12 protein-coding genes and 1 pseudogene are annotated in these 13,237 nt (G+C 65.3%); 5 read left to right on the top strand and 8 right to left on the bottom strand.

What is annotated here, in order from left to right; genetic code table 11:
• Together imm45 and I6I07_RS31885 are read left to right on the top strand one after the other, a co-directional pair.
• Positions 1–327: an Imm45 family immunity protein gene (gene imm45, locus I6I07_RS06765; RefSeq protein ID WP_198486091.1), complete on the top strand. Its 327-nt coding sequence runs from the start codon at positions 1–3 to the stop codon at positions 325–327.
• Between the two features lie 278 nt (positions 328–605).
• A pseudogene (locus I6I07_RS31885) lies at positions 606–1,231 on the top strand (immunity 42 family protein).
• Here I6I07_RS31885 and I6I07_RS31645 read toward each other — a convergent pair.
• Positions 1,228–1,479, bottom strand: coding sequence for a hypothetical protein (locus I6I07_RS31645; protein ID WP_232625928.1), 252 nt, complete (start codon positions 1,477–1,479; stop codon positions 1,228–1,230). The pseudogene I6I07_RS31885 and the gene I6I07_RS31645 overlap by 4 nt on opposite strands.
• Here I6I07_RS31645 and I6I07_RS31830 point away from each other — a divergent pair.
• Together I6I07_RS31830 and I6I07_RS06750 are read left to right on the top strand one after the other, a co-directional pair.
• Positions 1,466–3,793 carry a hemagglutinin repeat-containing protein gene (locus tag I6I07_RS31830; protein WP_269784339.1) on the top strand — a complete coding sequence of 776 codons (2,328 nt, stop codon included), beginning with the start codon at positions 1,466–1,468 and terminating at the stop codon, positions 3,791–3,793. The two genes, I6I07_RS31645 and I6I07_RS31830, sit on opposite strands and share 14 nt — an antisense overlap.
• Positions 3,794–4,423: 630 nt before the next feature.
• A complete protein-coding gene (locus I6I07_RS06750; protein ID WP_198486089.1) occupies positions 4,424–4,810 on the top strand; it encodes a YkvA family protein in 387 nt (128 codons plus the stop codon).
• 13 nt (positions 4,811–4,823) lie between these two features.
• Here I6I07_RS06750 and I6I07_RS06745 read toward each other — a convergent pair whose 3' ends face one another.
• The 4 genes from I6I07_RS06745 to I6I07_RS06730 form a co-directional block, all read right to left on the bottom strand.
• Positions 4,824–5,525 carry a hypothetical protein gene (locus tag I6I07_RS06745; protein WP_198486088.1) on the bottom strand — a complete coding sequence of 234 codons (702 nt, stop codon included), beginning with the start codon at positions 5,523–5,525 and terminating at the stop codon, positions 4,824–4,826.
• A 12-nt stretch (positions 5,526–5,537) separates the two neighbouring features.
• Positions 5,538–6,170: a LysE family translocator gene (locus I6I07_RS06740; protein WP_198486087.1), complete on the bottom strand. Its 633-nt coding sequence runs from the start codon at positions 6,168–6,170 to the stop codon at positions 5,538–5,540.
• 19 nt (positions 6,171–6,189) lie between these two features.
• Entirely contained in the window at positions 6,190–6,765 is a 576-nt protein-coding gene (locus I6I07_RS06735; protein ID WP_198486086.1) for an isochorismatase family cysteine hydrolase, read from the bottom strand.
• 147 nt (positions 6,766–6,912) lie between these two features.
• The gene (locus I6I07_RS06730) at positions 6,913–7,821 is read right to left on the bottom strand and encodes a hypothetical protein (protein ID WP_198486085.1); all 909 of its coding nucleotides are present in this window, start codon (positions 7,819–7,821) and stop codon (positions 6,913–6,915) included.
• Between the two features lie 337 nt (positions 7,822–8,158).
• On the opposite strand from I6I07_RS06730, the gene I6I07_RS06725 reads away from it, so the two are divergent.
• Positions 8,159–9,220 (top strand): YwqG family protein, encoded by a 1,062-nt coding sequence (locus I6I07_RS06725; protein WP_198486084.1) that lies wholly within the window; start codon positions 8,159–8,161, stop codon positions 9,218–9,220.
• A 51-nt stretch (positions 9,221–9,271) separates the two neighbouring features.
• Here I6I07_RS06725 and I6I07_RS06720 read toward each other — a convergent pair whose 3' ends face one another.
• From I6I07_RS06720 to I6I07_RS06710, 3 genes are read right to left on the bottom strand one after another with little or no spacing between them, the layout of a single operon-like run.
• Positions 9,272–10,915: an acyl-CoA synthetase gene (locus I6I07_RS06720; protein WP_198486083.1), complete on the bottom strand. Its 1,644-nt coding sequence runs from the start codon at positions 10,913–10,915 to the stop codon at positions 9,272–9,274.
• A 9-nt stretch (positions 10,916–10,924) separates the two neighbouring features.
• A complete protein-coding gene (locus I6I07_RS06715) occupies positions 10,925–11,989 on the bottom strand; it encodes a phosphotransferase family protein (protein WP_198486082.1) in 1,065 nt (354 codons plus the stop codon).
• Entirely contained in the window at positions 11,986–13,212 is a 1,227-nt protein-coding gene (locus I6I07_RS06710; RefSeq protein WP_198486081.1) for an acyl-CoA dehydrogenase family protein, read from the bottom strand. Before I6I07_RS06710 ends, I6I07_RS06715 begins: the two co-directional genes overlap by 4 nt.
• Positions 13,213–13,237 lie beyond the last annotated feature (25 nt).

The following is a 13,237-nucleotide window of genomic DNA, read 5'->3' as shown; positions in this document are numbered from 1 at the left end:
ATGAATTCAATGATTAAGTTGGTGGATTTTAGGGGGGATGCCCTCTACCGAGGGAATGTTCTTAGAATGCCCGCAAAGTTCCCATATGAAGATTATGTTGATTTTATGATTTTTATGACTAAAGCGGCAGATAGGCCGCATGGTCTGATTGTGACGTCTGGCTATAAGGCGGGATTGGTACTGGTTTATCTGCCCAAAGAATGCGGATATTCGGAAGGGGGGGTTTCCAGGGATTGGATAATATCTAATTGGGATAAGTGGGTTTATCCTGACTGCAACGTAAAGGATGTGTATTTGATAGAGGGCTACGTTGGGACTCCTCCGTAAGAAGAGTGATTGAAGACTCCAGGCCCGAGTTCAGTCACGACGAGAACATCGCTTGGCACCTGCCTCGGGCGTGAAACTGCCTATTCGAAGACCACGGCGGGGCGTATGAGGTTAACGGGCTACTGGAGACGCCGTGAATACTGCCGGGAGGTACGGGTGCCGGGCTATCGGGGGATCGGCGACAGGTTGGCGGGGACCCAGACATATGAACCGGCCAAGAAGAAGCGACGCGGCAATCTGCTGCAGTCCAATCGAAATAAGAAGGTTGGTTAATTTTCGTGGAAAGGGGAAATAAATTAATTTTTGGCAATCCTTGCGAATTTGCTGTGTTGATTGAATATGTTCCGGAATGGAGCAATAAAACCTATATGAACGGGTTATTCCATTTCATACTGGATGGAAAAATGTTTCCGGAAGAACTGGAGAATTCATCATTAGGTGTCGATCTTCTCGATTTTTTGGAGGGTAGTGCATTAGTTTCGTTGCCGGAAAATTGCGAAATTATCAATATGAGTAAAGAGGATGCCTTCAATTTAATGCTCGGATTGGCATATCCGGACTATCGTGATGATATCGATGATCCGAATGATTTTGATAATTTTTATTTGTATAAAGCGTCAACGAAAATATTGAAGACCCTGGGAGTTATGTCTTCTGCGTGACATGCGGTGATGTTGCTCGAATAATCGGTGCGAAAAAGAATAGGCTACAACTAGGTTTGGATGGAGAAAATTTCTGGGAAAGGATTCCAAATCCCGAGATGGTTGAGGTGTTTATGAGCGTTGATGCGGTTAAGGAAATCGTGAAGAAAATCAGGGAATATGATTTGTCAACGCGAAAAAAAGAGTATGAAATTGATTTCTTCAACGATCCCGGTCGGGGCGGATTCTGCCTGATTTTTTAAGAATTAAGGCTTTTCGTCCTATTCTGGGTAAGCCGCCTATGTGATCCCATATAGCCCAAGCCGAGTGCAGGGGCGAACGCATCGAGCAGGACACGCGCAATCGCCGCGAACTCGTCCGCCAGATCAAGCAATTCAATCGACAAGGCGGGTGGCGTCAGCATCAAGCTCAGCCTGGGCGCCAGCAAGAGCAGCAGCACGACCGATCGCAGCACGGTCACCGCCTTCGCCTCGACGGTGGCGGCCGGCATACTGCTGCGCGCCGCGCGCAATGCGGTCGAGCAGAAGACGGTCAGCAAGAGCAGCAGCGCCAGCATCGGCATCGGTTACTCGACCGGCGGGCAGCAGAACGGCTTCACGCTTGAACTGGGCGCATCGCTCGGCCGCGGCAAGGCCGAAGGCACGGACGAAAGCTGGACCAACAGCCAAGTCACGGCCGGCAACGTGCTGGCCCTCCGGTCAGGAGGCGACACCACGCTCAAGGGGGCGACGGGCCAAGCCAGCCAGGTCGTCGCGTCGGTGGGGGGCGATCTGCTGCTGGAGAGCCTGCAGGACAGCAGCAAGTACGCCTCCGGCAACAAGAGCGCCGGCATCGGTGTGAGCCTGTGCATCCCGCCCTACTGCGCGGGATCGAGCAGCGTCTCGGCCAACGCCAGCACGGGCAAGGTCAACAGCGACTTCCAATCGGTCACGGAACAGACAGGTTTGCGCGCGGGCGATGGCGGCTTTCAGATCGACGTCCAGCACAACACCAAACTGATTGGCAGCGTCATCGCCGGTAGCGACCGTGCGATCGCCGATGGCCTGAACCAGCTTGGCACCGGCACGCTGGTCACCAAGGACATCAGCAACCGTGCCACCTACAGCGGCAGCCAGGTATCGATAGGCGGGGGCTTCGGCTTCGGCGGCGGCAAGGGCGCGGACGCCGGGTTGGGGACCAGCAAGGACGGCGACGTGGCCGGCGGCGCGGGCAAGGAGCATGGCTCGTCCATCGCGGAAGGCGGCAACGGCTTTGGCATGGGCACGCCGGTGGTGGTGGCGGCTCGCGGCAGTGACGGCTCGACGACGCAGAGCGCCATCAGCGCGGGGACGGTCGTGATCCACGATGAGGTCGCACAGCAGGACTTGACGGGGATGACAGCGGCTCAAACGATCGCCGCGCTGAATCGCGACACTTCGTCGGATACGTTGAATGCGCTCAAGCCGATCTTCGACAAGGAGAAGATCGAGGCGGGGTTCGAGATCGCGTCAGAAGCGCAGAAGCAGGTCGGGCAGTTCCTGGCGACTCGGGCCAGGGAAGCGGAGGCGCTGGAAGATGCGCTGGATAAGGAGCCCGAAGGTGAGCGCCGGAAGCAATTGGAACTGGCCTATGCGGATGCCAAGAAATGGCAGCCGGGTGGAGAAAACCGTCGCTGGCTGACCGCGATCGTGGGAGCCGTGAGTGGCAATGTGATGGGTGCCGCCGGCGACGTGGTCAAAGCTGCCGCAGTCAACTATTTGCAAGGGCTGGGGGCTACACAGGTCAAAGAGCTCGTTGCGCAGATGGAGCCCGGCCCGAAGGGTGAGGCCGCGCGTGCAGCGCTGCACGCGATCGTGGGATGCGCGGGCGCTGCGAGCACGGGCGCCAGTTGCTCGGCGGGTGCGCTCGGAGCCGGAATAGGGTCTGTGCTCAACGCCCTGCTCGATGAGGATGGCAAGAAGCTCAATCCGACAGAGAAGGAACAACGCAGCAATCTGGTGCAGTCGTTGGTGGCAGGGATCTCGACGGCAGCGGGTGCCGATGCGGTGGTCGCTACCCATTCGGCGGCGTTGGAGACGGAGAACAATCATCTGACCGTCTTGCAGCACGAGGCGCGTATCCGCGAGTGGATGCAGTGCAAGGACGCTGCTTGCCGGGATGAGGTGAGGGATCGGTACGCCGATCTCAGCAGAAAGCAGCGTGCCGAGCTAGCGGATTGTCAAGGCGCGGAGTGCACGAAGAATGCGCAGAAGTTGACGGAGTTGGCCGCTAGCTACGACGCGCGCGCAAGTGAGCTGCTGGAGAAAGGCCGACTAGATGGTGGTCTGAGCAAGGCGGACAGTGAGGAACTGGAGGCCGTCAGGGGCATGAGCCTGCTCATCCTGAGCGACCGTAATGAGGTGTTGCTGCGGGCGATCCTATCGGGCTCGGAAGAGGCGAGGAAGGAAGCGTGGAATAGCATTGCCAGGGAAGGAGCGCTTGGGGCTGCTGCGGTTGTGGGTGTGCATGGCCGCGCGGTGCCCCGTTTGACCTACGAAGCTGCGTCTTATCATGGCAAGGTCGATACCGTCACTAAGAGTCGTGCGCCTGCTAATGGACAAGATGCACTGAACACGTCAGTTCAAGTGAAGCAGACGTCGATGCGCCGGATTGGGATCGACTACAAAACAAGAGAATTCGTTGTGTTTGACGAAACTAAAAACTCCGTTTATCACGGCCACGTCCGTTCTTGGAACAATCTCCATCCAGATATGCAAAAGGCGTTAACGCGAGCGGGAATGGTGAATCGAAATGGGAGAATCCTTATTGACGGTGGAAAAAAATGAAATATGTATCCCCAAGGCCTTTTCTACGTACGTCCGCAGAAGATGCGCTCGCATCGGCTGACGTCAATGTCATTTGTGAGGCATTGGTTTCAATCGCATTTGGCTCGCCTGACTGGAGATGGGCTCAAGATACATGTCTCTCGTTCCTCCGCAATGAAAATCCAGTCCTCAGGAGGCTAGCCGCTACATGTCTCGGACACATCGCGAGGATTCACGGGCAGCTCGACAAGGAAGTGGTGGTTTTTGCTCTCGGAGAGTGCCTCCAAGACGCTGAGATGGCCGGTCAAGTTGAGGACGCCCTTGATGATGTTCGCCTTTTTGTGCCGTGATGAACGACGCTGGGTTCGTACTGGTGCGATCCCCACCTGCGGTCGCTTGTACGCGAAGGTGGGCGCGATCGATACGAATACCGCCATTCGCAAGATGTTCGGCGACGTCCTGGCGCGTGCCTTGGCTGCCCCGGAAAGACGCGTCGCGGTCATCATCCGGCGATTGCCCAAGGTATCGCCCCCCCTATCGGGGCGTCAAAGCACGCGATGAAAGCGGATGCGGATTCAGCGGGCGATTGCGCTGAAGCCAAGTCACGGGTTCAATCTGGAATCCATCCCCGCTGCCTCTACCCCGTGCTCCATGCCAACCCGCGACCGCCTCAAAACCTGGGCCAGACGCATCAAGCGCGACGGCCTGACCCTGTGGTTCGCCGGCAAGCACCCCCGCACGCCATGGCACGCCAAGGCGCTTGGCGTGTTCGTGGTGGCCTACGCCCTCAGCCCGATCGACCTGATTCCCGACTTCATCCCGGTGCTGGGTTATCTGGATGACGTGCTGTTGCTGCCGGGCCTGATCTGGTTGGCCATCAAGCTGTTGCCGCCCGATGTTCTACAGGAATGCCGCAACCAGGCGGACGCGTGGATGGACGCAAAGCGCGAAAAGCCGCGCAGTCTGGTGGGGGCCGTGGTGATCGTGGCGTTGTGGGTGGCGGTGGTGGTGGCGATCGGTTACTGGCTATGGCGCTGACGCGGCGCCCGGTTCAATCTTCCAGAAACCCGAGTGTGCGCAGTTCCTGGATTGCGCCCAGCTCTTCATCGCGCCGCTTCTTCGGCGCGCCCATCGACGCGGTCAGCAGCATGGCCGGCTTGTCGGATTCATCGAAGCCGCGCAACACGCTGTCGGCAACGGGAAACGCCTTCGCGAAGCTGGCATCCAACACCTGTTGGCCTCGATAGCGGCCGCGCTTGTCCAGGATCACCTGCGTTTGGGGATCGCGCTTGATCAGGTGCAGCGGCACGGCCTCGCAGCGCAGTCCCAGCAGTTTGGCTTCGCTGATATCCAGCGCCCAGTCGGTCTCGGCGTAGAACGCGGCGCGGGCGGTCTCGAATTGCCGCAGGCGATCCGCGTCTTTGCAGAACGCTTCGGGCGTCAGGTTCAAGTTGATCTTGCCGATCTTGCCCTTCAGCGTGACCCGGCGCAAGAACGAGGCCCACACCAGCAGGATGGGGTTGGTGGACAGGTCCTCGACCACCACGTCCTCGAACAGGCACGGCTTGATCTCGGAATTCACGACGCGGCAATTCGACAGGCGCACGTTCTGCACGCGCGACATGCGCTGTGGATACTTCACCATCGACAGGCTGCAATTGTCGAAGGCGCAGTCGTGCAGGTGCAGGCCGTGGAAATGCGTGTTGCCCTTGTCCAGGGCCATCCGGAATTCCTGGCCTTCGATCTTTTGCATGGCTGGTGCGCGTCAGTTGCGGCTGGCGGTGGCCAGGCGCAGCGCCAGCGCCAGGAACACGGACCCCAGCGCGTACTGCGGCCAGCGCGACACGCGCTGGCGGCCGGCCCAGCGCCGGCTGAGCTGGTGCGCGGCGAGGATGACGGCGCCGTTGATGGCCAGGCCAATGACGTTGAGGATGGTCGCCAGCACCAGGATCTGCACGGCGACGGAGCCGTCCTGCGGCCGGATGAACTGCGGGAACAGCGCCAGCACGAACAGCGCCATCTTGGGGTTGAGCAGGTTGGTCAGCAGGCCCTGCATGAAGACCTCGCGCACCGGCGAGCGGGTCCTGCCGGCGTCGGGCATGTGTTGCACCGGCCGCGAGCGGAAGGTGCGCACGGCCAGGTACAGCAGGTAGAGGGCGCCGGCGAAGCGCACCACGTCGTAGGCCATGGGCACCGCCACGAACAGTTGCGACAGGCCGAAGGCCGCCAGCAGCGCATGGCAATAGGTGCCGGCCTGGATGCCGGCCAGCGAGGCGAAGCCGGCGGCGCGGCCCTGGGCGGCGCTGCGCGAGGCGATCAGCAGCATGTCGGGGCCGGGGGGCATGGCCAGGGCGACGCAGGCGCCGCTGAAAAGGACGAGGGTGGCGGGGTCAAGCATGGTCGGGGTCCGGATAGGGTCAGGTCAGCAGCGCCAGGGCGTCGTCCAGCGACAGCACCGTGGTGCGCGATTCGAAGGCGGTGGCGAACAGGTGTTCGTGCACGATCGGGTCGGGATCGTAGCAGCAGTCCTTGACGGTCAGGAGGCGGTAGTCGGCGTCGCTGGCATGGGCGATGGACGACAGCATGACGCCGGTGGACGCGACGCCGACCATGATCAGCGTGTCGATGCCCTGGGCCGACAGCCGCGGCTGCAGGTCGGTGCCGAAGAAGACGCTGGCGCGGTGGGCTAGGATGATGGGTTCGTCGTCGCGCCGGCCGAGCTCGGGCGAGACCTGGTCGTGCACGAAGCGGCCCAGCTGCCGGATGCCCTGCCCGTTTTTGTTGAGCGGGCTGACTTCCGGATAGCCCGGGCTGAAATGGAGCTTGGCGAAATAGACGGCGACGCCGGCCTGCCGGGCGGCGTCGCACAGCCGCCGCGTGTTGGCGAGCAGCGTGGGGGCGACCGACGGGAACAGGTCCATGATGTCGGTCTGGTAGTGCATGACCAGCAGGGCGCTGCGCGCCGGAGTGATAGCCAGGGGCTGGGAGGTCATGTTCCGCTCCGGAAAGGGGACTGCACGACCCGCCAGTGTAGCCGCTGGCGAGGGCCGGTTTGCCGTCGGCGCCCGCTGTGCCGGCGCCTGTTCGCCGCCGGCGTCCGCCGCTGTCGGGCGGGTGCTTGGGCCCCGCGCGGTGGCGCCCTACTTCTCGGCGTACTTCTTGCTGGCCGTGTCGTAGACGTAGGTGGCCATGTCGGCGGCGCCGACCTGGCGCGTCTTGCCGGGGCCCGAAATCTCGGTGCCGCTGGGCGTGACGGTCAGGCGCGGCATGTCGCTACCGCTCTGGGCGACGAAGGCCAGCTTGCCGGTCTTGGACACGCACGGCATGACGTCGCCGTCGGCGCAGGCGGCGCTGTTGTCGTCGCCCGTGATGATGCTGCCGACGTAGCTCCAGACGTTTTCCTTGATGTCATCGCGCGGGCCGATGTTGAAGACGAACAGCGCGTAGCCCTCGAAGCTGGTGCCGTTGTCGAAGCCTTGCGTGGGCACCGCCAGCACCAGCTTGCCGGCGGGCGTGCGGTATTCGACCGGCTTGCGGCGGGTGTCGATGGCCTCGGGCCGTTCGTAGGCGCCGAACATGCCGATGGTGTGCTCCATGCCGCGGAATTGCCAGGGGCGCTCGGCGGTGGAGCCGGTCAGGGTGAAGGTGGACTCGGCCAGGTTGACCTGGGTTTCCGGGCCGACCTCGTCCTCGCCGGGCTTGCCGTATTTCTCGCGGGTGTCCCAGGCGAAGCCGGTGAAGTACTGCGTGCCGCCCAGTTCGAAGGCGTGGCCGAACCAGTAGGTGGCGACGCTGCCGTTGGCCACTTCGTACGAGTCGGCGCCCTTGCCGTCGATCTGGTAGATGTAATAGAGCACGGTGGCCGCGTCGGGCGGCGTCACTGTGGTGGCGGCGCCCTGGGCGGCGTCCAGGCGCGGCGCGGTGGCGGCGGGCTCGGCGGCGAGGACGGCCGGGCTGAACGCGGCGGCCAGGGCGGACACCAGGAGCGTGGCGATGGCCGTGCGCAGCGGCTGGCCGCGGGAGGGGGACGTGGAGCGGGCTTTCTGCATGGATGTCATCGGTTGGACAATCTTGTGGTGGGCTTCCGGTAAAAGAGCCACGTGTTCGTCTGTCTCGAGAGGGAACCGTTGTCGCCCAGGCGCTGGCCTGGCATCGTCCGCGGTCCCGCTGGCGGGATGTCGCCTCGTGCGGCGCCATGTTAGTGGGGCCGGGTGGCATGCGCCGGACAACTATTTGCCAATTGTGTCGGACTGCAAGATTCGCGGCGATTCCGACGTTCCCCCTTACCTGCCCGTCTGATCCGCCCCACCCGTGCCACCGCTTCCTCCTAGAATGGCGCTTTCGGGCCGAGGGCCCACCGCCGCGTCACCGCAGAAGGATTCGCCGATGGATATCACCCCGTTCCCTTCGGACCAGGATGCCCTGCGTCGCTCGCTCGACGCCACCGATTTGCCTGCCGGGGTGATCGCCCGGCTGCTGGAACAGGCGCGTCCCGCGCTGGCGCTGGCGACCACCGCCAGCGATGAGGATGCGATTCCCCTGGGCGCGAGCAAGATCGGCGGACGCCCCGATCTGCCGGCCGGCATGGCCTGGCCCACGCGCCCCGCCTATCCGGACGCGCGCGAGCGCGCGGCTGGCCATCGCAAGGAAGCCGACCGCCTGCTGGCGGACTCAAAGAAAAAGGGATCATGGATGACGCCGGCGCAGGGCGAACGTTTCAGCGCCGACGCCCGCGCCCGGGCGGATGCGGTGGAGACGACGTTTCCGCTGACCTTCCTGGGCCAATTCGATCTGGCCACCCTGTCGGGCGCGCCGGGATTCGACGCCGCGTTGCCGCGCGAGGGCCGTCTGCTGGTGTTCTACGACTTTCTGGAGCAGGCGGAGAGTTTCGCGCCCGCGGCTTCAGTGGGCTGGCGCGTGCTGTGGGACAGCACGCCCGCCGGGATGCTGGCGCGGGCGCCGGCGCCCGCGCAGCTCGTCGCGTTGTCGGATGAGGAATGGACCTGCGTGTTTCCGGGCGCGCCGGTGGCGGCGCGCACCGTGTTGACGCCGATCGGCGTGGATGATGCGGGCTGGGACGCGTTCAAGCGGGACGACGACGATCTCTACGACAGCTACCAGGATTGGCGCTCGCAGTTCGGGACGCCCGACATGGACGGCCGCGACAATCATCAGCTTGGCGGCCATCCGCAGTCCTTGCAGAACGGCATGCAGGCGACCTGTCAGCTGGTGTCGCATGGTCTGGACTGCGGCGGCAGCGAGGTCTGGCGCAGCGAAGCCGCGCAGGCCTTGCTGCCGGGGGCGCGGGACTGGCGGCTGGTGTTGCAGATCGGCGCGGATCCGCATGCCGGCATTCCGCAGCCCGGTGCCTACTACGTGCTGATGCGCGAGCAGGATCTCACGGCGCGCCGGTTCGATCTGGCGCGTGTCACGTACCAATGCGACTAGCGTGATGCTGTGGCCAGGCCCGGGCGGGCGACACACACCGGGCCGCGCGCTTCAATCCGGCGGATCGCGATCCGCCAGCGCCGCCGCCTGCTCGCGCAGCACGAATTTCTGGATCTTGCCGGTCGAGGTCTTGGGCAAGGCGCCGAACACCACGGTGCGCGGCGTCTTGAAGCGCGCCAGGTGTTCGCGGCAATAGGCGATCAGGTCGTCGGCGCCGCACGCCGCGCCCTCTTTCAGCGTGACGAAGGCGCACGGCGTTTCGCCCCACACCGCGTCCGGACGCGCCACCACGGCGGCCTCCAGCACGTCGGGGTGGCGGTACAGCACGCTTTCGATTTCCACGGTCGAGATGTTCTCGCCGCCCGAGATGATGATGTCCTTGGCGCGGTCCTTGATCTCGATGTAGCCGTCGGGATGCACCACCGCCAGGTCGCCGGAATGGAACCAGCCGCCGGCGAAGGCCTCGGCGGTGGCGTCCGGGTTGTGCAGGTAGCCCTTCATCAGCGTATTGCCTCGCAGCATGATCTCGCCCAGCGTGGCGCCGTCGGCCGGCACGGGGCGCAGGTCGGCGTCCATCACCCGCACCGCTTCGACGTTGAGCTTGCGCACGCCGATGCGGGCCTTGAGCGCAGCGCGCTCGGCCAGGGGGCGGTCGTCCCATTCGTCGTGCCAGGCGCAGCTGATCGACGGGCCGTAGGTCTCGGTCAGGCCGTACAGGTGCGTGACGCCCACGCCCAGCTGTTCCATCGCTTCGATGATGGCGGCGGGCGGCGCGGCGCCGCCGGTCATGGCCTGCACGCGGTGCGTGGCGCGGTGGCGGACCTCGGCGGGGGCGTTGACCAGCATGTTCAGCACCACCGGGGCGGCGCAGAAGAAGCCGACCCGGTGGCGGCGGATGGCCTCGAAGATGGCGGCCGGCTCCACGCGCCGCAGGCAGACGTTGGTGCCGGCCAGCGCCGCCATGGTCCACGGGAAGCACCAGCCGTTGCAGTGGAACATGGGCAGCGTCCACAGGTAGACCGCGTGCGGCGGCATGCCGCAGGCCAGGACGTTGCCGGTGGCGTTGAGGTAGGCGCCGCGATGGTGGTAGAGCACACCCTTGGGGTTGCCGGTGGTGCCCGAGGTGTAGTTCAGGCAGAGGTTGTCCCATTCGTCTTGCGGCTCTTGCCAGGGGGCGTCGGCGGGTTGCGCGGCGAGCCAGGCTTCGTATTCCGCGTCGCCCAGGTCGCCGTGCGGGCCGGCGTATTCGCTGTCCTCGATGCGCACGGTGCGCGGTGGCGTGCGCAGGTGGCCCAGCACCTCGCGCACCAGGGCGGCGTATTCGCTGTCGTAGAGCAGCACGGTGGCGCCGCCGTGTTGCAGGATGAACGCCAGCGTGCGCGCGTCCAGACGGGTGTTGAGCGCGTTCAGCACCGCGCCGGCCATCGGCACGCCGAAGTGCGCTTCGTACAGGGCCGGCGTGTTGGGCGCGAGCACCGCCACCACGTCGCCACGACGCACGCCCCAGGCGGTGAGCGCCGCTGCCATGCGGCGGCAGCGTTGGTCGGTGACGCGCCAGCTTTGGCTGCGGTCGCCGTGCAGCAGCGCAGCGCGTTCCGGGTAGACGGCGGCGGCCCATTGCAGGAAGCCCAGCGGCGTCAGCGGCTGGTGGTTGGCGGCGTTGCGCGGCAGCGCGTCGGCGGACGGTGGGGGCATGATGCGCTCCTAGTGGCCGGCGGCGGCCAGGCGTGCGGACTCGCGTTGCGCGGCCTGCCAGCCCAGCGCGGCCAGCGGTTCGACGCGCGCGCCCATCTCGAGCGCATCCGTGGCGGCGGCGTTGCCGGCGCGGGCGCGGGCGTACACGCCTTGCAGGATGGCGGCGATGCGAAAGAAGCTGTAGGCCAGGTAGAAGTCCCAATTCGGCGGCGGCGCGATGCCGCGCGCTTCGCAATAGGCGCGCACGAAATCCGCTTCGTCGGGAATGCCCAGCGCCGCCAGGTCCAGGCCGGCGATGCCGCGCCACAAGGCCGGCGGGATGCGCCAGCACATGCAGTGATAGGCCAGGTCCGCCAGCGGATGGCCCAGCGTCGACAGCTCCCAGTCCAGCAGCGCGATGGCGCGCGGCGCGTCGGGCGCGAACACCAGGTTGTCGATGCGGTAGTCGCCATGCACCAGGCGGGTCTGGTCGTCATGCGGCAGGTGTTGTGGCAGCCAGTCGATCAGCGCGTCCATGGCGCTGATCGATGTGGTCTCGGTGTCGCGGTACTGGCGGGTCCAGCGCGCCACCTGCCGCGCGAAGTAGTCGCCGGCCTTGCCGTAGTCCGTCAGCCCGACGGCAGCCGGCTCCACCGCGTGCAGCGCGGCCAGCACGCGGCCGGTCTCGGCATACAGCGCGGCGCGTTCGCCGGGCGCCAGGCCCGGCAGCGCCGGGTCCATGAACACGCGGCCGCGGGCGTAGCTCATCAGGTAGAACGGCGTGCCGATGATGGCGGGATCGGCGCAGTAGTGCAGCATGGCCGGCACGGGCACGGCGGTGCCGGCCAGCGCGGCCATGACGCGGTACTCGCGGTCGACGGCGTGGGCCGACGGCAGCAGCGTGCCGGGCGGCTGCTTGCGCAGCACGCGCGCGCCGCTGGCGTCTTCCAGCAGGTAGGTCGGATTGGACTGGCCGCCCGTCAAGGCCCGCGCGCGCAGGCCGTCGGCGTTGCCCAGGCCCTGGGCCGACAGGTAGGCGGCCAGGGCGGGCAGCCAGTCGGGGGCGGCGTGGGTGGCCGGATCGGGCGCGTTCATACCAGCGCCTTGCGCGGGGCGTCCGCATCGTCCCACTGCCAGAACGCATCGCCCTGGTCCATCAGGTAGCGCGCCAGCACCATCTTGTGGACTTCGGAGGCGCCGTCCACCAGCCGCGCCTGGCGCGCGTAGCGGTAGATCCATTCCAGCGGCGTGTCCTTGGAATAGCCGCGCGCGCCGTTCAGTTGCAGGGCGGTGTCGACCACCTTGTGCAGGGTTTCCGACACGACGATCTTGGCCATGGAGATCTCCTTGCGCGCGAAGTCGCCCTGGTCCAGCCGCGCGGCGGCGCGCATGGTCAGCAGGCGGCCGATCTCGATCTGCATGGCGGCGTCGCCCAGCAGCCATTGCACGCCTTCGCGGTCGGCCAGCTTCTGGCCGAAGCTGCTGCGTTCGCCGACGTAGTCCACCGCCACCGCCATGGCGCGCCGCGCCAGGCCAAGCCAGCGCATGCAGTGCGTCAGGCGCGCCGGGCCGAGGCGGATCTGCGTCAGCTTGAGGCCGTCGCCCACTTCCATCAGGCGGTTTTCGTCGGGGATTTCGAGACCGTCGAATTCCAGTTCGCAATGGCCGCCGTGTTCTTCCGGGCCCATGATGGGGATGCGGCGCACGATGCGCCAGCCGGGCTGGTCGGCGTCGAACAGGAAGGCCGACAGGCCCTTGCGGGCGTCGTCCGAGGTGCGCGCGATCAGGATGAAATGCTGTGCCGCGCCAGCGCCGGTGATGAACCACTTGCGGCCGTGGATCAGCCACTTGTCGCCCTGGCGGGTGGCTGTGGTGCGCATCATCGACGGGTCCGAGCCGCTGCCCGGATTGGGTTCGGTCATCACGAAGGACGAGCGCACCTTGCCGTCGATGATGGGCTGCAGCCAGCGGTCCTGCTGGTCGGGCCGCGCCACCTGCGCCAGCACGCGCATGTTGCCGTCGTCGGGCGCGGCGGCGTTGAAGGCGGCCGGGCCGAAGATGGAGCGGTTCATTTCTTCGTAGCAGGCGGCCAGGCCCACCATCGGCAGGCCCTGGCCGCCGCGCTGGCGCGGCATCTGCAGCGCCCACAGGCCGGCCTCGCGGGCCTTGGCGCGGACGCGGTCCAGCAGGGCTCCGTCGATGTTCTCGTGGTCGTCGTAGTTGGCGCGGTCGGCTTCCAGCGGAATCAGCTCGCGGTCGACGAAGGCGCGCACGCGCTGGCGGTAGTCTTCCAGTTCGGGGGGCAGCGAAAAATCCATGGCGGGGTCTCCGGATGGGGATGCG

It is taken from the genome of Achromobacter deleyi (genome assembly GCF_016127315.1).
Lineage (GTDB): Bacteria > Pseudomonadota > Gammaproteobacteria > Burkholderiales > Burkholderiaceae_B > Achromobacter > Achromobacter insuavis_A.
The sequence above is the reverse complement of the archived record's forward strand: the minus strand, read 5'-3'. Positions and strand labels throughout refer to the sequence as shown.